This window comes from Alteromonas sp. BL110 (assembly GCF_003443615.1).
Lineage (GTDB): Bacteria > Pseudomonadota > Gammaproteobacteria > Enterobacterales > Alteromonadaceae > Alteromonas.
The window spans coordinates 3163548-3186976 of record NZ_CP031967.1 but is presented as its reverse complement, the minus strand read 5'-3'; the positions used below and the strand labels follow the sequence as shown (position 1 = coordinate 3186976).

Genomic DNA, 23429 nt, shown 5'->3' with positions numbered 1-23429 from the left:
AAACGGAAAGCATCCCAACCTTTCCTACAGGGCACCTTCGGGTGTCCTTTTTTGTGCACGCCATTCATTTTATTTATGTCTTTTACAAATAATAAAAGAAGCTATATTTTTATCAGGCCCATAGGTAAACCATATAACATCTTATTTTCAATGAGTTACAGGTATAACTAAAAAAGATTTAAGACTAAACGCTTATCTGACAATCAAATAAAAAAGCTTTATAATAGGTGTGTTTAATTAGGTTTAATAAGAGCATTAGAATAATGAATATAGCGAAGGTCGACCTCAATTTATTAGTTTATTTAGATGTGCTGCTGCGCGAAGGGAGTGTAACGAAAGCTGCAAACCAGCTCAGTATTACTCAGCCAGCAATGAGTAACGGTCTAAAGCGTCTTCGCGATCTGTTTAAAGACCCGCTTTTAGTGCGCACCAGTGATGGAATGACTCCGACAAAGCGCGCCCTTGAGCTGCAACCTATTATTCGCGATGTACTTAGTCGATTAGAAAGCTCTATACAACCAGAAACAGATTTCGACCCGTTAACCAGTGACCGAACCTTTCGCATTATGACCAGTGATTATGCAGAAAGTACTCTATTGCTCGAATTGGTTGGAAGACTGGCAGACCTCGCGCCCAATATTACCCTTGATCTTATTACGCCAAGTGACGTGACGTTTCACGACGTAGAGCAAGGTAAAGTAGATATGGCGATTAACCGCTTCGATGAACTACCTTTGTCGTTTCACCAAAAAGTTATTTGGTATGACACCTTTAGCTGCGTAATGAGCGCAGACCACCCGCTAGTGGAAAAATGCAACCTTGAAGGCTACTTGAATGCTCAGCATATCTGGGTGAGTAAAACAGGCTTTGGTGTTGGCGTTGGTATTGACCCGAATGAAGTTCAAAAGTTGGGATGGGTGGATGCTGAACTGACCAAGATAGGAAAACAGCGTGCTATTCGTGTTTTTACTCGCCATTATCATGCAGCACTTCAAATTGCGAAAAAGCAGAAGCTTATTGCCACTTTGCCAAGCAAAGCTGCCCGTTTATTTAAGCATGACCCAGATGTAGTGATTAAAGAGCCACCTTTTGACATACCACCTATTGCGCTAAAAATGGCGTGGAGTGCTCTACTTCACCATGATGCCGGTCATATTTGGTTACGCCGATTGATCAGCGATGTGGCTAGCGAAATGAACGCCGGCTAAACATTCACAAAATATATGGCAAAAATACAAACCATAAATTAAAAAACTATCTCTATACACACTACACTGGGCTAACAGACAAATGTATAGAGGTAGTTATGCAAGGATATATTACTAGAGGCCGACTACAGGTTGCCGCACAACTCGATAAATTTATCAACGAACAAGCGCTTCCTGACACAGGCGTAGATCAAGACACCTTCTGGCAAGGTGCAGAAACCCTCTTTGAAAAATTTATTCCGCAAAATCGTGCGTTACTAGAAAAGCGTGAACAGCTTCAGCACGCTATAGACGACTACCACAAAGCCGGTAACCCCGTGAACGGAAATGAATATACCGACTTTCTAAAAAGTATTGGTTACCTTGTTGAGCAACCATCACAAGTAATTACGCAAACACAAAATGTTGATGCTGAAATTGCAACAATGGCTGGACCGCAGCTAGTTGTACCAATCAATAACGCTCGCTATGCGCTTAATGCAGTAAACGCGCGTTGGGGAAGCCTGTACGACGCATTATACGGCACTGACGTTATTAACAATGACGGTGGCGCAGAACCTGGTAAAAGCTACAACCCTGTGCGCGGAGCCAAAGTAGTTGCGAAAGCGAAAGACTACTTAGATAGCATGATTCCGCTAGCGAAGGGCAGTCATGCTGACGTCACAAAATACAAAATCGAATCAGGCAAACTGGCAATTACCCTTACTGATGGCGATGAAACTACACTTGCGAATACCGAACAGTGGCAGGGATATCAAGGTGACATTAGCGCGCCGTCAAGCCTGCTATTTGCCCACAACGGTCTGCATTTTGAAATTCAACTAGACCCGACTCACCCTATTGGCGAGAGCGATGCTGCAAACGTTAAAGACGTACTTGTTGAAGCCGCCCTGACTACCATTATGGACTGCGAAGATTCCGTTGCCGCTGTTGATGCCGAAGACAAGACCTTAGTTTACAGCAACTGGTTAGGTTTGATGAAAGGCACCCTAAGCATCGAAATGACAAAAGGCGGCAAGCAGATTGTTCGCGCTATGCATGGCGATAGAAGCTACCAGCCATCTAAGCACGCTCCTAAAGATGAACAAAAAGATGGTGAGCTTGTACTTTCTGGTCGAAGCCTTATGTTCGTTAGAAACGTAGGTCATCTTATGACCAACAATGCCATGCTCTTCGACGGCGAAGAAGTGCCAGAGGGGATCATGGATGGCTTAGTCACTTCTCTTATTGCTAAGCACGATCTTTTGGGTAATAGCAAATTTAGAAACAGCCGTGAAGGCAGCATTTATATTGTTAAACCTAAAATGCATGGACCAGAAGAAGTTGCATTCTCTAACGCATTATTTGGTGCTATCGAAACGATAATCGATGTTCCTACCAACACCCTTAAAATGGGTATTATGGATGAAGAGCGCCGCACGAGCATTAACCTTCAAGCGTGTATTGCTGAAGCCACTTCACGGGTTGTGTTCATCAACACGGGGTTCTTAGACAGAACCGGTGATGAAATTCATACCTCGATGCTTGCCGGACCTTTTGCAGAAAAAGCTACGCTTAAGTCGATGGATTGGATTAAGGCTTATGAAACTGCAAACGTGGCGGTAGGCCTTCGTTGCGGTCTATCTGGCAAAGCACAAATCGGTAAAGGCATGTGGCCAATACCTGATGAAATGCAAAATATGATGACCGCTAAAATAGGGCATCCAAAGGCGGGGGCTAATACTGCGTGGGTCCCCTCTCCTACTGCAGCGACACTACATGCGCTTCATTACCATGATGTGAATGTGTTCGACGTTCAGAAGTCACTAGATGAAAACTTTGATGGCCTTGCTGACATACTTACCATTCCATTGTTAGAAGACGCCTCTACGCTGACTCGCGAAAGCATTAAGCGCGAAATCGACAACAACGTTCAAGGAATTTTGGGCTACGTAGTACGCTGGGTTCACCAAGGTGTAGGCTGTTCTAAGGTTCCCGACATCAATAATGTAGGGTTGATGGAAGACCGCGCGACCTTGCGTATTTCATCGCAGCACATCGCGAACTGGCTAGAGCACGGCATTGTAAGTGTTGATCAGGTCAAAGAGTCTCTAGCACGTATGGCAGTGTTGGTAGATGAGCAAAATGCGGGCGACCCTGAATATATCCCAATGGCGCCTGATTTAGACAGCTCGATCGGCTTTTTAGCTGCAAGCGATCTTATCTTTAAAGGTAAAGAACAGCCTAGCGGTTACACAGAACCTTTGTTGCACGCCCGTCGACGTGAGATGAAAGCGAAGCTTGCTGCGAGATAATATTTAAAAGTATCTAAATGGATAGAAACTAAGGTTTATACTCGATACGACAAAGTACCTAAGAAGCACAATCGCACGTAAATAAGGCTCACTCTATTAACTTAGCAGTGAGCCTTTTTTATGTATCGTTCGCATAACGCTCTATAGTTTGCGGGCTATCAAGCGACAGTCGAACTCACTGATAAAATTACCGAATATTCAATTGTGTAGCGATATAGCAACACCTTAGACTAAAGATATCACTCTTCTGACCCCTCATATTTTGCCGATACTGCACCAGTAAACTACGCTTTTACTATGAGGCTATGCGTTTCGTTTTACAGCTCAACTTAAAACCTTTTGCGCGAGGCCTCTTTAATTTGGAGTATGCTCATGCAGATAGCCTCAGCGGCGATACCGAATAAACTTTTACAGGCGAACGTGACACAAATAGTTCCTATCTTTTCAGGTGGAGGTACGCGCTTGAGCGCCCATATCGGCATCATAAAAGCGCTGAACGATATGAATATTGACTTCGATACCTTAGTGGGTGTATCAGGCGGCTCAATTATCGCATCACTTTATGCCAAAGGTTACACAGTAGAACAAATGCGAGAACTCGCGCTGGTTACTGATTTTAAACAATTCACAGAGTTTTCACTGGTAAGACTGCTTCGGGAAGGTGGTCTTTCATCGGGGGACGTGTTTCAGCAATGGATTGACGAACAGTTAGAAGGCGCATCGTTTGTAGACCTCCCCCTTGACCTGCATATACTCGCTACCGACGTGAACGGCGGCGGGCCAGTTCTATTCAATAAACAAACTTCCCCTGATATGAAAGTATCAGAAGCAGTGCGGTACTCTATGTCGATTCCGCTTATCTTTTCATTTAAGCCCTTTAAAGAGCACTTGTTAGTAGACGGAGCGATATTGTCAGAAGATGCACTGTTTGAAGACTGGCGAGGTGATGGCACGCCATCGGTATGCTTTAGGCTACAAAGCACCAATCAAAAACGCAGGGCCATTAAGAAGAATTTACTTCAATTGCCTCAGTACGTCAGCATGCTTATTCGTACATTTATGACTGCAATATCTAGGGAATACGTTAATGCCAAGTATTGGCATAATACGGTAGTGGTGAATACCGGAGAGGTTTCCGCGGTGGACTTTTCGCTTTCACCTGAAATTAAAAACACACTTTTTGAACAGGGTTATTCTACCACAAAAGAGTTTTTGCCCAAAAAGTGTGCGGGATTTATGAGAAACAGTGCAATTTAACTGCTTTGTAGATAACGCTTAACGCTCTAGTTCTTACACCTTGTAAAAGTCGCGATACCAATCAACAAACGCTTTTACGCCGGTTTCAACATTGGTAGACGGTTGGTAACCGGTATCTTCGACTAGTGACGACACGTCGGCATAGGTATCAGGCACATCGCCTGGCTGAATAGGAAGCAGCTCTTTTTTCGCTTCAATACCCAACGCACTTTCCAAAGTTTCAATAAACTTCAAAAGGTGGACAGGCGTTTGCGCACCAATGTTGTACACCTTATAAGGAGCCTTACTGGTACTGGGATCTGGATTGCCGCCGTCCCAACTTCCATTAGGTTTCGCCACATTATCCAGCGAGCGTATTACGCCCTCAACGATATCATCAATATAGGTAAAATCACGACGATGGTTACCGTAGTTGTATACCTGAATCGTTTTCCCTTCCAAAATAGCTTTTGTGAACTTAAATAGCGCCATGTCAGGACGCCCCCAAGGGCCATAAACAGTGAAAAAGCGCAGCCCTGTAGTAGGCAAGTTATACAGATGGCTATAAGTGTGAGCCATTAGCTCATTCGCTTTTTTAGAAGCGGCATACAAGCTAACTTGGTGATCAACGTTATGCTGTTCTGAAAACGGCATAGTTTCGTTCGCACCGTAAACTGAGCTAGATGACGCATACACCAAATGCTCAACTTTATTATGGCGACACCCTTCCAAAATATTCACAAAACCAACAATATTCGAGTCGACGTAAGCATTAGGGTTTTCAAGAGAATAACGCACGCCTGCTTGCGCCGCTAGATGCACTACCCTGTCGAAATCATGCTCTTCAAAAAGCGATGCCATTTTATCGCGCTCTTCAACGCCCATTTCTGTGAATGAGAACAGTTCTGAAGCAGATGATGATTTAATTTCATCTAAGCGGGCGTGCTTTAAATTTACATCGTAATAATCGTTAATGTTGTCAATCCCGACAACTTGGTCACCACGATTGATAAGGTATTGAGATACAGCTGCGCCAATAAAACCAGCTGCTCCGGTGACTAAGATTTTCATTTATTGTTCCTGTTTATTTACTTTCCATTTTTGATAAAGCACGTTTCAATAAGGCATTAACATACTTAACAGGTATCGCATAAGATATACCAGAGGGATTCGATAAAGCACTTTCTTTGCCGTCTTTAACATACACTTTATTAACGACAGCAATAATCTCGCCAGTTTCGATATTAATAACTGGGCTCCCTGAATTACCTGGAAAAGCAGTAACATCTAATTGATAGATAAGACTCGGTTTTTGTAGCCTATCAAGCTGAACGCTTGAGAGTACCCTTGTATCGCTGGCAGGCATAAAGTCAGGGGTAATTGTCGCAATAATCCCCTTGTGAACAGCTGGAAATAAGCCTAAAGCACCACCTAAAGGATAACCGAATATTGCAACATCTGTCCCAGGTAGTTCCAGTGCTTCTTTGGCTAGCGCGAGAGGCTCCAACTTATTTTTAACCACGAAAAGCGCCAGGTCATGCTCAATATCTATTTCTAAAAGCTTAATCTTTTGAAAAGAGAAACCATCCGAAGACGGAAGCATCGCTACATAATATTCAACTATTGTAGGATCCAACTCTTGCCCCACAACATGGTAATTTGTGACTACATAGTTTCCGTTGTGTATTACAAAACCGGTTCCCTTTATAGAAGGAGCCTTGCTTTTTATAGGGCTGTAAAGCGCAATGGCAACAGTAGATTTTGTAGCCCGTTTAGTAAGTGTTACGAGATCTTCTGCAACCGCTGATGTCGCAAAAAAGAAAAACGATAAAAGCAAGGTAACAAAACTTGTTGTTTTAAAGCTATTTTTTGTAAACATATAGACGTATATTGTTAAAAAGAATAGTCGTTAGCAAGAGAATTTGGTTAATTATAAAGCGCTAACAGTATGATAAAAATAATACGTTCATGAACGTATTTTTACAAACTATACTTACTTATAGCCAAACAAAACATAAAAACATTATTGCCAAGTAAGCAACAATGCCCGTAGTCTCTGAGACAGGTAGAAAGCGTATGCAAAAAGGAAAGTTGGTACAGAAGGTACAAAACATTTTTGGTGCCAATAGTCGGGTCACTAAAGCACTCAAAGGATATCAAAAACTACAAGAAGTTAAGGAAATTTCTCATCATTTTTCTTCTTATCTTGAAACAAAAATAGCGGATACCGCAGCGCTTAAAAATGAATCTTATAAAATGCGCTATCAAGTTTATTGTAACGAAGAAGGATTCGAGCCCCCTAACGAATTGAAAATCGAAAAAGATGAGTTCGATGACTATTCAGTTTGCTGTTTAATTGAACATATACAAACCGAGAGGTTTGCAGGTACTGTTCGAGTAGTAAGACCGAAAAAAGACAATCAACTTCTTCCGATTGAAAAATTTTGTAGTAGCTCTATAGCAAATAGTAATTTGAGTCCAAGCAATTTCCCTCGGCACCAAATATGCGAAATATCACGTTTAGCTGTGCCAAACGAATTTCGTAGAAGAAGCATGGATAAATTCGATGGTGCCGCCATAGGTGCAATAAACCCTGTTAGTTACTCTGAAACTGAATTACGGTGCTTTCCATTTATCGCTATCGGATTATACCTTGCTGCTGCCGCAGTGTCGATAAACTCTGATGTGAAACACGCTTATGTTATGATGGAACCGAGGCTTGCTCGGTCTATGAGGTTTATTGGTATTCGGTTTGAACAGATAGGCCCTATAGTCGATTATCACGGAAAAAGAGCGGCTTACCACATCACACCCGAGATGCTGCATAAAAACCTTCCAAAGGGGTTCACGATAATGTATCGGCATATCAAGCATACACTTAAGAACCAACAAGCTATGCATTTAAAAAAATAATCGAGGTAGTTGGTAATTTTTTATGTCAGCTTTGTTTACACTGTAAAAATAACGCAAAATAAAATACCCTGCAATCAAAGACTTAAATCGTGGCACACAAAGTGCTTATATTGGATTGACGATTTATTCCGCTGCATACATAACGGAGAGCAGAGATGAAAAAGTTACTTTTAGCAACAGCAACAGCTGCAGGTTTAGCGCTTAGTGGACAAGCAGCTGCAACACCATTTTTTTTAGATCTTACTGATGACTCAGTTGTTAACCCGCGCGGTTCAATTGACACTCTAGAACTGGCATACGACTCAGTAACAGAAGTTAATACTGCGACTGGTGCACTGGTATCTCGCGGTGGTTTGGGCCTTATCGGTTATACGTTCAATGGCACAAACGCTGGATTTGATAATTTAGAAGCGCTAGTACTTAACGATGAAGGTAACTTTACTAACACCTTTACTTATGACCCTAGCCCAAATAACATCGGGCAAGACGGAAGTGGTTACCCGACTATTATAGGCACAGCGCTTACGTTCGACTTTGAATTGGACGGGTTTCTTAACGCAGACGGCGACACTGTAACGTATACTGGTGGTGTTCTAGATATCTATTCATACCAGTACAGCTATGATTTTAGTACACCGGAAGACGTTACTATCCTTGGAAACGAAGAACTGTTAATTGAAAGTGAGTTTGTTTCTAGTTCTATCAATCCTGGTGAACAGATAATCGAATCACTAATTACAGAAGTGAGCTTAACTCCAGCTGGCCAAGAAGTATTTTATTTTCAAAACTCTGCTGGTCAGTATGTCTCTTTCCAAGAGTACATTAATGCAACACTTACTGACATATTAGTATACGCTTCGCAAACAGTGACTGTAGGCGACCTTGCAAATAACATTGCGAACCCGATAGACTCTGACGGTCCAACGGTTCTTGTAAGCGATGATCACTCAATTGCTGTTAAATTCCAAGTTCCTGAGCCTTCAACAGTTGCAGTTCTAGGTCTTGGTTTAATCGGCATGTTTGGTTTCTCTAGACGTAATAAGAAATAATTACTGTCCTAGACACGTTTTGTGTTGCAAGAAGCTGCCCAATATGGGCAGCTTTTTTTATGTTCTAGATTCGACAAGCGCAGTTAATTGTCGTCACAAAAAGCCTTCGAACAACTTGTAAATTCTCTGGAATACGTTACCTTAGCAAGGTTAAGCAATAAGGAAGCTAATGTGAAATATTATTCTAAGTTCACTGTTGTATCGTTGTTTTGTGTATTAGCCGCATGTACAAATAACTCGCCTGAAGAATTAATGGCTGACGCCGCAGACCTGCTAGATAAAGGGCAATTGCAGGAAGCATCGGTAACGCTCAAAAACGTTATCAAAAATAACCCTGGGCTATTGGAAGCCAGAGAAATGCTAGGGTTCGCATACCTCTATCAGGGGCTATACCTTGCGGCTCAGAAAGAATTTGAACGCTCAGAAAGTAAGTTAAGCGACGAAGGAACAGTTGCACTGTCAGAAGCATATTTGTGGCTTGAAGAGTATGAAAGTATTGGAGACTTAGAGGCTTCAACTGAGGGCAGTTTAAAAGATACATTGAAACTATATAAAGCTATTGCCTTATATCGTTCCAGCAGTCTCTCAAAAGCCACCATTGCTTTCCGCGAAGTAACTTTATCTTCAAACGTTGATATTGCCGCGATAGCAAAGGCCTATTTATTGATCATTAATGACGACGCTCAACCTGCTTTAAAAGAATTGCATAGGGTAAATGAAGCGGTAAATCTATCTCCCATTGCGCTTCAATTGAAATTCACGCTGGAAACCTTCTCAAATGATTGGCCAGAAGCGGTAAGTACTGCAAAGCGATGGTTAGATTTAAGACCAGCCGATTATAAAATAAAAACACAACTTGCCACTGCACTAGTAAATGCGGGAAAATTTAAAGACGCCGAGCTTTACGTTAAACAACTATTGCAGTTGAGCCCTGAACAACCCTACTTCAATCAGTTAAATGGCACAATTTTGATTTCTCGAAAGGATTTCAAAGGTGCAACGCTCTACCTAGACAAAGCAATTAAAAATGGGCGTTCTAATCAAGTAACAAGACTTTTGGCGGCAGTTGCGCACTATCAACTCGAAAACTATGAGCAAGCTTATCAGAACCTTTCGACAATTATTGATTCTTTACCTAAAGACCATTATGCGAAGAGGCTCTATACAAGCATTCAGTTAAGACTGGGGTATACACAGGACGGTATCAACACTATTAATAGTATACCTGAGCTTGGCCAAGAAGATTTGCTCTATATTGTAGAAACATCGAGGCTATTAGTTCAAAAAAATGAATTAAGCGAAGCAAAACGACTAGTAGATAAAATAGACGCTTCCAAAATAGAAGACGGTGAAATGCTCCGTAATATTGGGTTGTTAAAACTTTTCACTGGAGAAAGCGGCATACCCGAATTAGAAAGAAATCTAGATAACTCGTCTGACGATATAAACAGCATCTACCTTTTATTGATTGCTTATATTGAAAATAATGAGTATGAAAAAGCCTATGAATTAGTCGAAACACGTTTTGCAGGTAAACAAAATATTATAGGCCGGTTAACCGCAAAAGGTTTTGTACAGCGCTCCGCAGGTGATATGAATGCCGCTCAAGAGACTTATTCGCAACTCAGAGAACTAAAGCCCGAAAACTTTGATGCGATGCTTTTTTTTATTGAGCAGTCAATAAGAGAGAAAGACTTTGAAAACGCTGCATCAAAGCTTTCAGATGCACTTGAAGTTTATCCGCTCAGCACAAGGTTATTGATGCGTTCATTTCAAGTACATCAGCGTATCGGGGACCTATCACCGTCAATTTCCCAGTTAGAGTCTGCCCAATCACAATCAGAAGACCCCCAATACGCGCTACTCTATGCAGCCGCACTACTTCTTGATGAACAGTATAAGTTAACCGTCGACTTTCTTAGAAAAAATGAGATATCGCTTGAAAACGTGCCAAAATATTGGATGCTTTTAGGCAACGCTTATGCGAAACAAGCAAATTACAATGAAGCACGAAACGCATTTTCGAAGTGGCGTAAGCAAGCCCCTTCTGTGTCATCTTTTGTTCAAAGTATAGAGCTTGAGGAAATAGATAATAATTTCTCAGAGGCTCAACGACTTATAAATGAGGCAAAACGCACACTGGGTAAAAACTCTACTTTAGACCTTCTAGCTACCAGATTGATGCTGTTGGAAGGTAACAATGAAGATGCAAAACAAGCTTATATAGGATTGCCAGAAACCGCTAAGAACAGTATTATCGGTCACCTTATTAAAGGACGTCTTGAAATCATTGATGGTAACTATAAATCGGCCCTATCAATTCTTGAGCCTCTCTATAATGAAGTGCCGTCAACAGAGCTAGCTTTACTTATATTCTCCTCCCTTGAAAAGCTTGGACAAGAAAAACGTGTGATTGCATTCACACAATCTCATCTCGAAAGAGCTGCAAGTAACGTGAAGCTCCGTCTTATCTTCGCTAACTATTTACTCGAGCGACGTCCAAAATTGGCGATAGAACATTACGACTCTCTTGTTAAAAGTGAAAAAGAAGACAGTCCACTTGTATTAAACAATTTAGCTTGGCTTCTGAACGAAGATGGTAAACCCGCGCGGGCGTTAAATCATATCGAAAAAGCGAACGAGTTAGTACCTAACAACCCCAACATTCTGTCAACCTACGCGGCCATTTTATCTTCTTTGTCTGAGCATGAGAAAGCGATACAGAAAGCCAACGATGCTTTTGTGCTAAGTAATAAAAATGCCTCTATCGGAATTAATTACGTTAGGGTTTTAATAAAAGCAGGTAGAAAGAATGAAGCGAAACGTGTAGCTTCCTCTATCATTCCAGTAACGATAGTTCAGGAAACACAACTAAACGAATTGAAACAACAGTTTCAACTTTAGGAATAACTTGAGGCTCGACGCTTATGTTTGATTATAACGATGCATTTTCGAGAAATATCGGCTGGGTAACTGAAGAAGAGCAGCAAAAACTTAAGAGCAGTAAAGTGGCTATCGGTGGCCTTGGTGGTGTGGGTGGTGACCACGCTATAGTCTGTGCTCGCATGGGAATATCTAATTTCAATATTTCAGATCTTGATACCTATGACTACGCAAACTTTAACCGTCAAGCTGGTGCCTTTGTATCTACTGTTGGTAAAGAAAAATCTGTAGTGATGGAAGAAACACTTAAAGATATTAACCCCGATGCAAAAGTTGTCAATTTTAAGCGAGGCATAACGCTTGAAAACCTTGATGAGTTTCTCGATGGTGTTGATGTCTATATAGATAGTCTAGATATCTTCGCGTTAGAAATTCGCAGACACGTGTTTCGGCGTTGTTACGAGCTCGGAATTCCAACGATAACGGCTGCGCCTATGGGGATGGGTACGGCAATGCTGTGCTTTAAACCGGGAAAGATGTCATTCGACGAATATTTCGCCATGATTGACGCCCCAGCTCAAGCAACCGATGAAGAAAAAGACCTTTATTTTGAAAATAATATTGTGCGTTTTGTCATAGGTGTATCGCCTTCCGTACAGCAAAGGCATTATTTGGTTCAGAACTCTTCAGTGAACTTTATGAAAAAGAAAGTTCCTTCAACATGCATGGGCATTTCACTCGCCGCCGGAGTGTTATGTACAAATGTGCTTAAGCTGTTATTGAACCGAGGGGATGTTGTTTGCGCGCCTAGGGGGCTGCATTTTGATGCCTACAGAAATAATTTAATAAAAACGTGGCGACCTTGGGGAAACAAAAACCCTCTTCAAAAGTATATGTTTAAAAAGGTTAAACAACTTTTAAATGACAACAAAGAAACTGCGTGATGTCTGAAACATTTAAATTAATAAAATCAGATTTTGCGAGAAAGAAGCAAATATTCTTGGATGATGGCGCTGAGATTTCGAAGCTGCGAATCTTTTTTACTGATGGGACAAGTGCAAACATACTTTATCGTTTAGCATATCGATGTGCTCAAATAAGACTGCTATCCCCTTTTGCACTGATACTTTCCCATATAAACCGTGTTTATAATGGATGTGTAATTGGTGTGAATGCCAAATTTGATGAAGGTTTTGTGATAATGCATCCTATTGGTGTTGTCATTAATTCAAAGGTTATTGGTGGCAAAAACATTACTCTAGAAAGTGGTGTGGTAATTGGAGACGAAAAAGGCGAGTCACCGATACTCAACGACGATATTTTTTTCGGAGCTGGAGCCAAAGCATTTGGCGGTATTAACATAGGAAGTAACGTGAAAGTTGGCGCTAATGCAGTGGTAGTGAAGGATGTCCCTTCAAACACTACAGCATTGGGAATACCAGCAAAAGCTAGATAAATCTCATGAAGTACATAGAATTCTTATTTTGGTTGGCCATCTTCCTCATTCTTTACAGCTACTTATTATATCCGGTTGTACTATATTCTTTCAGCAAAGCATTTTCTAAACGCGAGCAAGTCAAGAATAATGTGATAACTGAGGGTGGTGAATTACCTTCGGTGTCAGTCGTGATATCCGCGTATAATGAAGAAAGCTGTATAGGTGAGCGCATAGAAAACCTGTTATCACTTGATTACCCCCATGAAAAAATACAATTTCTCATTGCCTCAGACGGTAGCTCCGACAAAACCGACAGTATAATTAGCAGTTTTCGCGATCCACGTCTTTGCGTTTTTTGTTTTGAAGAAAACCGGGGAAAAATCAATGTACTCAACGACTTGCTTGAGCGTGTTAAAAGTGACATAACCGTATTCTCTGATGCCAATACCATGTTTGCAAATGATGCTGTACTCAACTTGGTTTCACCTTTTGAAAATGCAAGAGTTGGTGCCGTATGTGGCGAGCTTAACCTTGTAGACGCTTTTTCAGGCGACAATAAAGATGGCATTTATTGGAAATATGAACAATTTTTGAAAAAACACGAATCGAAAATTGATGCTCTCCTTGGTGCTAACGGTGGGATTTACGCGATTAGAACCTCGCTTTACGAACCATTGCCGGACAACACGATAATAGATGATTTCTGCATTGTGATGAACGTAGCCAAAAGAAAATATCAAATAATCTATAATAAACAGGCGTTGGCGACAGAAGAGATCGCACCGACCTTAAAGGAAGAAGCAGGCAGACGCATTCGCATAGGCGCTGGCAATTATCAATCATTGTCCCGCTTAACATGGTTGCTTAATCCACGCTATAAATGGCGCTGGTTTTCTTATCTAAGCCATAAGGTAATCCGCTGGTTTGTTCCTCATTTAATGATAATTACCTTGCTTCTCAACGTTGTACTCTTGTGGCACACTAATTATTTATATACGGTAATGTTATTTGGACAGCTAGCGTTCTATTCTTTCTGGTTGCTAGGCGAGTTGAGAATATTCAAAAACGTTCCAATAGTTGGAAATATTATTAGTCTAATAACATTTTTTGTATCAATGAATATATCCCTTTTCAGAGGTTACATTAAGTTTTTATCCTCTAACCTATCAGCGACATGGCAAAGGACATCTAGATGATCGCGCTTACACTAGCACTTTTAGTATTACTCTCAGTAGCATTTATTGCCATTGTAAAGAAAAAGAAAATGCAGAGTTGGCTTTGGAACTACACAAAAAGCCGGTTTACACAAAAGCCTACTGTAAGTGGTACGCAGCATGTCATGTTTTGCTTCGTAGACCACTATGAGCCTCAGTGGAAAAATAAAGATAACATTGAATTGGAGCGGCAACGTGTGGACCGATGGATGGTTGATTACCCTAAAATGGCCTCACAATTTCTTGATGCAGACGGAAATCATCCAAAACATAGCTTTTTCTTTCCCGAAGAGGAGTATCGAAAAGAACATTTAGATAAAATTTCCGATTTATGTGCTAAAGGTTTTGGCGAGATAGAGATACACCTACATCATGAAGATGATACTAGCGATAACTTAAGAAAAACCCTCTCTGGCTTTGCCCAATGTCTTCACGAAGAACATAATGCATTAAGCGTTGACCCGGAGACAGGCAAACCCGTTTACGCCTTTATACATGGAAACTGGGTGTTAGATAACTCTCACCCTGAAGGAAAATGGTGCGGTGTAAACGATGAGCTTATTGTACTTCGAGAAACCGGGTGTTACGCCGATTTCACGTTTCCATCCCCCGATGAATCGCAACCCGCTATGTTAAATACCATTTACTATGCGAAAGACGATCCTGAGAAACCGAAGTCGTATGAAACCGGACGACCTATCGTAAAAGGTGGCAAGGCTTGGGGTGACCTACTGCTTATCCAAGGAGTTTTGGGTTTAAATTGGAAAGTGCGAAAGAAAGGAATTTTCCCTCAAATCGAAAACTCAGATGTTAGAAAAACGTTTCCTCCGACACCTAATCGCGTTGATTTGTGGGTCGATCAAGCTATTCATGTCGAAGGAAAACCTGAATGGATATTTATAAAAGTACACACCCACGGAGCTCAGGATGGCGATATGGACACATTACTTGGCGAGCCTATAAAGGAAATGCATCGACATTTAACCTCTAAATATAACGATGGAAAGAATTACGCCCTACATTACGTCTCTGCTAGAGAAATGTATAACATCATAAAAGCAGCTGAAGCTGGGGAAGAAGGCAATCCAAACCATTTCCGAGACTATGTGCTTGCTCCCCCAGCGTTCAAAAAGCTAGCGTAGCATGTTGTCAAAAATAAAAATGAAAGCAGGGCGCATGCTGGGCCTAGACGGGTTGTCGTGGCGCACAGCTCCTAACGGCCTTTACAGCGTAAACTTTCACCGGATAGGCAATCGTAAAGATACGGAATTTGATCCGTGTGTATATTCGTGCACTACTGAAGAGCTTGATGCCCATATAAAATTTTTTAAACAAAATTTTGATATAATTAGTCTCAAGGCATTGACCGAGTTGTTATCGAACAATAAGAAGCCAAAATCTAAGCTATTGTGCTTAACATTTGATGACGGTTATATTGATAATTTTAGCAATGCCTTACCCGTGCTTTGTAATAACAATGTGTCAGCCACTTTTTTCATTGCAACGGGCCTAGTAGGAAGCCGGCATGTACCCTGGTGGGACAAAGTGGCCTACCTTATTAAGCGTCACACACCTAATCGAGTGCATCTTGATGCGTGGCGAAATGAGGTAGTATTTGAAAATTGTCAGGAACGTTTCATTCGAGCCGTACTACAAGCTGTCAAAAACTGTAAACTACCCGCCCAAAAACAGATTAGTCAGCTTGAGCAAACGTTGCATCATCAAGACGGCTACCCTCGTGCAGAATTTATGGATTGGCATCATTTAAATACGTTAGTCGAATCTGGAATGGAGCTCGGAGCTCACTCACACAATCACGATATATTAACTAAGCTTTCAGAAGATGAGTTATTTTATGAGTTGAGTCACTCAAAAGCTCTGCTTGAGAGCAATTTAGGGTGCGATATTTCAGCTTTTTCTTATCCTGTAGGGAGTAAGGCGACCTATGATAAAAGGGTAATAGAAGGGTTAAAAGATACCGGTTACGAACTCGCATTTAATTTTCAACCTGGCATAAATACAATCCCGAGTACTAACCCATATGATCTCCATCGATTCCCCATCGCTCCTGAAATGTCTATCGCAGATATAAAGCGCATGTTTAGTTACGCCAAGAGGTATTAGGATGCGTATTTTACACTGCGTAAGCAGTTTGAAAGTTGGTGGTGCGGAAAAATGTGTTAAGAACCTGGTTAAGGTACAAAGTCAAAAAGGCCTCGATGTCAAAGTTTTATCGTTTGGTGATAAAAGCGACGCGTTTCAACATGACATAGAATCACTCGGCGTTGAGGTTATCAACGTTAAAGGAAATATTATTACGCGCCTTATAAAGGCATCACGTTATTTAGCCGGCTTTTCCACAGTTCATATTCACTCCCCGGCGGTGATAAAAGCCTTTGCACCTATTTTCCCCATTCTACTCTTTAAAAAAGTGATTTATACGATCCACGGTGAAGTTGAACCTCCTATTGGGTTTGTAAAGGGATCTCACAAACTGGCACAACTTTATATCGACAAAGTGTTTGGTGTTTCTGAAAGCATTAGAGAGGGGATTTACAAACGTTATAAGTGGAAGCCACAAGACGTTATCGTCATTAGTAATGGCGTTTATTGCCCCCCTATTCCCCAAAATATCGCAGAACAGCCAATCTTAAATTTATGTACTGTGTGTCGACTTGTGCCACTTAAAAACATTGCACAATTGGTAGAAGCCTTCGCTCGGTATGAGCTTAGACAGTTTGCAAAGTTAAATGTGTTTGGGAATGGGCCTGAGCGAAGTGCCATAGAGCATCTCATCACGAAATACGCATTACACGATTCCGTAACACTGCACGGTGAAGTGTTAGACGAAGATGCCATTTATGAGCGTCAGGATATTCTATTAATTAACTCAACCACTGAAGGATTACCTATGTCTTTGCTAGAGGCTATGGCTCGGGGCATTCCTGCGATATCTACTTCCGTTGGTCAAATTCCTCGCCTTATTCAACATGGGGAAAATGGGTTTATTTACAATGTTGATGATATTGAGTGTTGGCATACACTGCTACTTTCGCAAATACATAATCGAGACAGCTTAAAACACGTTGGGCTGAGCGCATATGAATTTGTTAATCAGAATTACGCCATTAATGATGTATCCTCGATTTATGAAGCAGCATATCGATAATGAAAAAATCTATTCTTTTCTTCACTAACCTGCATCCTCTTCCATGGCAACCAGCTAGAGCGACATACAACTTTGAGGAAATTAGGCACCTGAAAGCACATGCCGATGTTAAAGTTCTGATGCCTGTTCCTTGGTTTACCTATTTCAAGCAGGTTGTGATTAACGGTCACAGAAGTCCTGAAGGCTTTTGTTTATTTCCGTTTTTTTATATTCCTAAAGTTCTTACCTCTTTACACCCTCTCTTCTTGTTGTTGTCACTTATTATTTGTGTAAAACCTTTGGTTTGGTTAGCTAAGAGTGAAAATGTAATAGCTAGCTGGGCTTATGCTGAAGCTGTCGTTGCAGCACTGGGAAAAAGCGTTTTTAAATACAAACTCATCATTGAATGCTTAGGCAGTGATGTTAATGCACTGATGCAGCAGCCTTTGCACAAAAAACAGATGCGCTGGGCGTTTAAAAAGAGTACTGCGGTAACGACAAAAAGCAAAGCGCTCGCTAAAGTGGTAAAAAAACACGTACCAGAGGTAAACCCTCACGTTATCTATAACGGGGTCGATTTTGACGTATTTACGCTCAGAGACACCACACCGTTTTCTAGCGAAACGCAGCGTCTTCTGTTTGTTGGTTCTCTTATTCCAACTAAAGGGGTATTTGAGCTTATTGAAGGTTTTGAAAAAGCGATGCTCAATGGCCAAATGATGACTTTGCGTATTGCAGGAGAAGGTGGCAGTAAAGAAGCACTTCAAAAGTTGATAAGCGCTAAGTCTCTTGAGCACGCTGTGACACTACTCGGCGCCATACCTCACCAATCGCTTGTGAACGAGCTTCATGAGTCAGACGCACTCATATTGCCAAGTTATAGAGAAGGGGTTCCTAATGTTATCATGGAAGCCTTAGCAACAGGGACACCCGTTATCGCTACTGATGTAGGGGGTATATCTGAAGTTTTGGTACCAAATTTAGGTGGCGTTTTGATCGCTCCTCAATGTACCAAGTCAGTTACGCAAGCTTTGCTAAGTATGAACAAGTTTGGGTGGGATAGAAAGCTCATTAAAGATTCTATTTTAAAATACACATGGCACAACGCAGCAACGCGGATTATGTCGCTATTTCGCTAAATACACAAATTTAGTTAGTAATGTCGCTTGATTGACCATATGAGCTGCTTTCATGCGACGTCTACGCTTGGGTACTGACTACCCAAACTTAGTGGTCGGTTTTTAGTGGATAAAATGCTTATCGTCTTTTCTAACTTTAAAAGAAAATAAGTATCTGTAGTTGGCATGAGAAGTTGCAAAGTATCCGTTTAAGTCGTCTAAGCTTTGGTTATTTTACCTCTAAACATTTCAATGATTTCTTTTAAATAATCACGGGAAAATAACCAAACGAGACCTATATAAATTAGCGCACCAGATATTACTTGCACACTCAATGTAACTAGTGGATAGATCATGTCAAGATAGTGCCCTATGAGTAGACATGCCGTCGCCATAGCACCACCGTAGAGGTGCACTTTATATATACTCCCAAGATAGTGTCTAAAACTTATATTAAGCGCTCTGCATGAGCGGTAGGTCGCCAGAAAGAATGCAAAACCAAAAGCGGCCAACCATGATGTGGCTATACCTACCCCACCAAATTGAGCGCCCATAAAAAAGCTTGGTATAAGAATAGCGCCATACAGGAATGTATTAGAAAGAACTACTTTCATCTGACCTGTTGCTTTCATAAGCGGATTAAAAAGTTGCTGTAAACTTTTAATGGGCATAGAAATACAGTAAACCGCAATAACCATAGCTGCATCACTCCATTTCTCTCCGAAAACTGTTGGAATAAGTACAAACGCAGTCCCTCCCATCCCCCAGAATACAGGAACGAAAATCAACGCGCTGATACGCTGAGTTTTAAGGAAGTACCATTCTAATGACGCAGGTTCATCTTGGATCTTTGCATATACCGGTAGAGCGATTTGTCGAAGCATTGGCAATACTTTTGCCGCCGGCATCATCGCCAATACTACAGCGAATTGATAAATTCCCAACTCAGTAATGCTAAGAAAGACACCTGCGATAGCAACATCTACGTTAAAAATGATATAGCCTAATGCTGACTGAGTAGCAGCGCGCCACGCAAATTCGTAAGTATTCTTAATTCTTTCAGTAAACTTTTTAGGCCAAATCCAAGAAGGTGATCTGAATAAATATCCAACCTGTTTAAGAATCTCTGTGAGCACCACGCCAAATACAATAGACCAATAACCATAACCCAACCAAGCCAAAGTAACGGTCGCCAATGCTCCTATAGACTCTGCAATTGCATCTACCATGGCGAGTTTTTTAAACAGCATTTCTCTATTTAGCAGAGTACTTGGGATAAAACCTATCAATGAAATGATAAAAGTTAGTGAGGTGACCCTTATAACATCTTCAAGTCGCGCGTCTCCATAGAATGTCGCTAACGGCTCCGCGAGTATTTGCAAAAGGATGAAAAGCAGAAAGTGTGCGATTATTGATAAAGTGAAGAACTCCCCTACCAGGTGGTCATCGATATTTTTTTCTCTGATAAGCGCTGGAGCGATGCCACCTCGGCTAAATGACCATGAAAGCGCCATAAAAAATGTTGAAAGTGCTATTACTGCATAGTCTTCAGGAAACAAGAATTGCAGGGTGAAAATAGTGGTAACCCACCTTACAGACTGACCTATAGCTTTACCAAAAGCGACCCATTTAAGGGAGTGGAGTACGGTTTCTCTCATTGCACCTTCTCGGTTGAAAAATACGTTTAGCTCAAACTAGATGAACGAACTCATTCTCGAGTCATAACATTCAAAGTAACAGATAAAAATTACACGAAGATGCTTCAACCTTATTTTACTTAGCCAGATACAACTGTATGATATCGCGATTATTCTTTCATATTGATGCATATGAGTACATCAATTTATAACGAGTGAGACTTTTTAAATGCAAAATGTAAAGGCAAGGTATACGTATCTTGTTGGGGCTGCGAAGTCGGGAACTACAAAACTTGCAGATCTTCTTGATTTACACCCCGATGTGTCGCTCGCTAAAGGAAAAGAGCCTGATACTTTCGCAATTCATGAAGTAAATGAAAGTAGCCTGCAACAGTACGATGCACTATTTGATAGTACGTCCTCAGTAAGAGTTGATGCGTCGACTTCGTATACCGAAACATCCGATACTGTTGACATTGCTAATCGACTTTTTAAGGTTGATCCAACTGCCAAGATTATTTATCTAGTAAGAGATCCGGCCAAGCGTGCTTGGTCGTCGTATTGGCACTATATTAGAAACGGCGTAGAAAGAGGTGAGCCTTTAGAGGCTATTTCATCGCCTAATTCACCTCACTTTAATGGCTCCTGTTACTATCAGCAATTAAGCGCAATAGCGGAAGTATTTCCTAAAACACAGATTCGAGTTTTGTTCTTTGAAGATTTTGTGAATAATACTGATGAAGTGTTTCAACAATTGCTCACTTTTCTCTCACTTTCTCCTGTTGAAATGCAGCATGGTGAAACAGAAAAAACTAAAAATAAATCTTACCAGTGGCGGGGAGCTGCTAGCGTTCTAAAACATATTAACCCCGCGCATATACAAAGAGTCACTAAGTTTCTAAAAAGCGTTTTGCCAGGCCAGGTTATCGCCAGTATAAAGAACTCTGCTACAAAGCCTGTACCCTCACTAGATGAACAAACTTACGCGCAGTTGCACGTACTTTTCGAGGAAGACTTTTGTAAATTGCAAAGTGAATTCGCAGACTGTTTCCTAGTTAGTCAAAATTGGAAAAAGTAGGTTTAATACGTCAGGTTCTAATGATAATAAATTAGGTACTGCAGTGCGTACTTACTCAAATTGAGTAAACGTAAAGGAAGCCAAATGATTAGAAAAATTTTAAGAAAATTGCGTCCGGTGAGCCCTGTCAACGTAGCAATTCAAAATGGCGCTAAAATTGGCAAGCATTTTAATATGTTGCGCGGTGTAATCATTGACCCAGATCACGCTTGGCACATTACCATAGGCGATAATGTAACCTTGGCTCCAAATGTTCATATTCTCGCTCATGACGCCAGTACAAAACACGAATTAGGGTATACACGATTAGCAAAGGTATCTATTGGAAATAAGGTATTTATCGGGGCAGGAAGTATTGTATTACCAGGTGTTACAATAGGCGATAGGGTCATTGTTGGTGCTGGCAGTGTTGTAAGCTCGGACGTGCCTTCGAATAGCGTTTTCGGAGGCGTGCCCGCTCGCCACATTTGCTCTTATGATGCGTATATTGAAAAAAAGCGTGCGGAAATGGAAAATTCTCCCATTTTCGGTGCTGAATATACCGCGGAAAATAATATTCCCTCTCACCTTAAAGCGTCTATGAATAAAGACATGGAGAAAGACGTAGGTTACGTTGTCTAGTTCAACCCTATGTCACTGATATATTCTTCGGGGTTGGGACGATTTGAATTGAGGATATCTCTTGATAACTGTAAAGGCTCGAGATTACGGTTTTGCTCTATTTCAACTAAACTTTGATCGGCTTTGCTGCTGCGCTCTATTGTAGTTAGCAAAGTAACTGATTGATTAACGGTATTACCAATAACAGATATTTTAGCCTTACCGTTTAGCCAATCCGTATTGTTTAACTCATCCTGCACGAAAGTAATAGGAGCTGTCTCTCCTGTATACGCTACAGTATTATTCAATACGTTTAATTCACCAAGTCCCTGAAAAGTTCTAATAAGCGGAAACGAAAAGCCCGAACCAATTATAAATAAATTATTTTTAAACGATACGCTTCCCCTGGATGGTCCCTTACCGTCGCCTCCAACTCTGCTTCCTAAGCCATATCGATTGTGAATAAGGAAATTATTTTGCACAACGTATTCTTGACCCATAAAATCATAGTGTCCATCATAACCAATTAACTCAAGCACATAACGGGCTTGATTATCGTTGCCGGCTTCTATCCAGTTATTATGTATGAGGCTTTTTTCGTATCTGGACTTTACGTTGTTTCCTTGATTATTGTGTATAAAGTTATGCGCTAAAACTAGCTGTGCTTTAGGAAAAGTATGGGGGTCACTTGCCACATAAATAGGGTGGCCCCACTTTTTACCCGCTTCTCTCCCACCGCTTTGAGTAATCTCCGAGTGAGTAACCGTCAAACTGCCAGCATTATAGTCCGTTCCCATCACTCCGATATGGCAACCTTTTATAAGTACTTGCCTTAAAACCGTACCGTGAGATTCATTTCGGAAACATACTGCAGCATCTTTAATTACAATGTTTTCAACTACCCAGAAATGAGATGAACGTAAACCAACGGCCCAGCCAAAACGGGGCACCCCACCACTTATGATCGGACGTTCATTTGCGCTTTCTGCATTCGAAGTCAGGGTAATTGGATATTCTTTACTTCCAGAAACAAATTTAATTTCAAATGGCTCAAAAACTTCAGCTTTATTTAGTACGATTGTATCACCACTGCGTACTTTCGCCAGAACTTGAGATACTTGAGTAAAGCGTTTGTCTGAACCTACATACCACGTGGTAGGGAGTGTATTACTGTTATCAGTTTGAACTTGCCAGGCAATTCGCAAGACATCTCGTCGCATAGTTTTATCAGTTTCAAAAAACTCAAGACGAGTTACCTTGTGGTCATTGGGTTTTGCGGGTGCTACAAGCTTTATACGCAGCACATCATTATCGAATATTTGTAACGTCTTGCCTGTTATAAAAGGACCACCGTTGACAGATAAATCGTAATGCTTAGGCGTTATTTCAAGAGGTTTAGTGCCAATACCCGTGAGTTTAATGCAGGCATCAAGTGTATTACCTGGCGGAACCGATAGTGTTGCTGGCATCGCTGCATAGTGCCTCACCCCCCACTGATACACTGAAATATTTTTTTCTATACAGTCACTTTCCGAGGCTAGGGCGCAATGAGCGCTCAATAGCGCTACGAGAAAGAGTATTGTAGTGTAAAAACGTTGCATAAAGAGCCTCGT

Annotated in this window: 19 protein-coding genes; 15 read left to right on the top strand and 4 right to left on the bottom strand. The window is 41.2% G+C overall.

Features of this window, described 5'->3' with window-relative positions:
* The first annotated feature begins 263 nt into the window (after positions 1-263).
* From D1814_RS13700 to D1814_RS13690, 3 genes are all read left to right on the top strand, one after another.
* Positions 264-1208, top strand: a complete 945-nt coding sequence (locus D1814_RS13700; protein WP_118493191.1) for a LysR family transcriptional regulator — start codon at positions 264-266, stop codon at positions 1206-1208.
* 98 nt (positions 1209-1306) lie between these two features.
* Positions 1307-3502 carry a malate synthase G gene (locus tag D1814_RS13695; protein WP_118493189.1) on the top strand — a complete coding sequence of 732 codons (2196 nt, stop codon included), beginning with the start codon at positions 1307-1309 and terminating at the stop codon, positions 3500-3502.
* A 372-nt stretch (positions 3503-3874) separates the two neighbouring features.
* Positions 3875-4759 (top strand): patatin-like phospholipase family protein, encoded by an 885-nt coding sequence (locus D1814_RS13690; protein ID WP_118493187.1) that lies wholly within the window; start codon positions 3875-3877, stop codon positions 4757-4759.
* A gap of 33 nt (positions 4760-4792) precedes the next feature.
* Here D1814_RS13690 and D1814_RS13685 read toward each other — a convergent pair whose 3' ends face one another.
* Positions 4793-5809, bottom strand: coding sequence for an NAD-dependent epimerase (locus tag D1814_RS13685; protein WP_118493185.1), 1017 nt, complete (start codon positions 5807-5809; stop codon positions 4793-4795).
* Between the two features lie 13 nt (positions 5810-5822).
* Entirely contained in the window at positions 5823-6617 is a 795-nt protein-coding gene (locus D1814_RS13680; protein WP_118493183.1) for a S1 family peptidase, read from the bottom strand.
* A 197-nt stretch (positions 6618-6814) separates the two neighbouring features.
* On the opposite strand from D1814_RS13680, the gene D1814_RS13675 reads away from it, so the two are divergent.
* From D1814_RS13675 to D1814_RS13630, 10 genes are all read left to right on the top strand, one after another.
* On the top strand, positions 6815-7651 hold the full coding sequence (locus D1814_RS13675) for a PEP-CTERM/exosortase system-associated acyltransferase (RefSeq protein WP_118495394.1): 837 nt from the start codon (positions 6815-6817) through the stop codon (positions 7649-7651).
* Between the two features lie 155 nt (positions 7652-7806).
* Positions 7807-8700 carry a PEP-CTERM sorting domain-containing protein gene (locus D1814_RS13670; RefSeq protein ID WP_118493181.1) on the top strand — a complete coding sequence of 298 codons (894 nt, stop codon included), beginning with the start codon at positions 7807-7809 and terminating at the stop codon, positions 8698-8700.
* A gap of 171 nt (positions 8701-8871) precedes the next feature.
* Positions 8872-11604, top strand: coding sequence for an XrtA/PEP-CTERM system TPR-repeat protein PrsT (gene prsT, locus D1814_RS13665; RefSeq protein WP_162889833.1), 2733 nt, complete (start codon positions 8872-8874; stop codon positions 11602-11604).
* Between the two features lie 23 nt (positions 11605-11627).
* Positions 11628-12527: a ThiF family adenylyltransferase gene (locus tag D1814_RS13660; RefSeq protein WP_118493176.1), complete on the top strand. Its 900-nt coding sequence runs from the start codon at positions 11628-11630 to the stop codon at positions 12525-12527.
* A complete protein-coding gene (locus tag D1814_RS13655; protein WP_118493174.1) occupies positions 12527-13039 on the top strand; it encodes a serine O-acetyltransferase in 513 nt (170 codons plus the stop codon). Before D1814_RS13660 ends, D1814_RS13655 begins: the two co-directional genes overlap by 1 nt.
* 5 nt (positions 13040-13044) lie before the next feature.
* Positions 13045-14217 carry a glycosyltransferase family 2 protein gene (locus D1814_RS13650; protein ID WP_118493172.1) on the top strand — a complete coding sequence of 391 codons (1173 nt, stop codon included), beginning with the start codon at positions 13045-13047 and terminating at the stop codon, positions 14215-14217.
* Positions 14214-15377, top strand: a complete 1164-nt coding sequence (locus D1814_RS13645) for a hypothetical protein (protein ID WP_118493170.1) — start codon at positions 14214-14216, stop codon at positions 15375-15377. Before D1814_RS13650 ends, D1814_RS13645 begins: the two co-directional genes overlap by 4 nt.
* Position 15378: 1 nt before the next feature.
* On the top strand, positions 15379-16359 hold the full coding sequence (locus tag D1814_RS13640; protein ID WP_118493168.1) for a polysaccharide deacetylase family protein: 981 nt from the start codon (positions 15379-15381) through the stop codon (positions 16357-16359).
* Between the two features lies 1 nt (position 16360).
* Positions 16361-17404, top strand: coding sequence for a glycosyltransferase family 4 protein (locus D1814_RS13635; protein WP_118493166.1), 1044 nt, complete (start codon positions 16361-16363; stop codon positions 17402-17404).
* Complete coding sequence (locus tag D1814_RS13630) at positions 17404-18522, top strand: glycosyltransferase (protein ID WP_118493164.1); 1119 nt, start codon at positions 17404-17406, stop codon at positions 18520-18522. Before D1814_RS13635 ends, D1814_RS13630 begins: the two co-directional genes overlap by 1 nt.
* A gap of 197 nt (positions 18523-18719) precedes the next feature.
* Here D1814_RS13630 and D1814_RS13625 read toward each other — a convergent pair whose 3' ends face one another.
* Entirely contained in the window at positions 18720-20159 is a 1440-nt protein-coding gene (locus D1814_RS13625) for a lipopolysaccharide biosynthesis protein (RefSeq protein ID WP_118493162.1), read from the bottom strand.
* Between the two features lie 208 nt (positions 20160-20367).
* Between D1814_RS13625 and D1814_RS13620 the strand changes: the two genes are divergently transcribed.
* Positions 20368-21216, top strand: a complete 849-nt coding sequence (locus D1814_RS13620) for a sulfotransferase family protein (protein WP_118493158.1) — start codon at positions 20368-20370, stop codon at positions 21214-21216.
* 84 nt (positions 21217-21300) lie between these two features.
* A complete protein-coding gene (locus D1814_RS19725; protein WP_118493156.1) occupies positions 21301-21837 on the top strand; it encodes an acyltransferase in 537 nt (178 codons plus the stop codon).
* Here the strand turns inward: D1814_RS19725 and D1814_RS13610 are convergent.
* Entirely contained in the window at positions 21834-23417 is a 1584-nt protein-coding gene (locus tag D1814_RS13610; protein WP_147402512.1) for a hypothetical protein, read from the bottom strand. The genes D1814_RS19725 and D1814_RS13610 overlap by 4 nt on opposite strands.
* Positions 23418-23429: the final 12 nt, after the last annotated feature.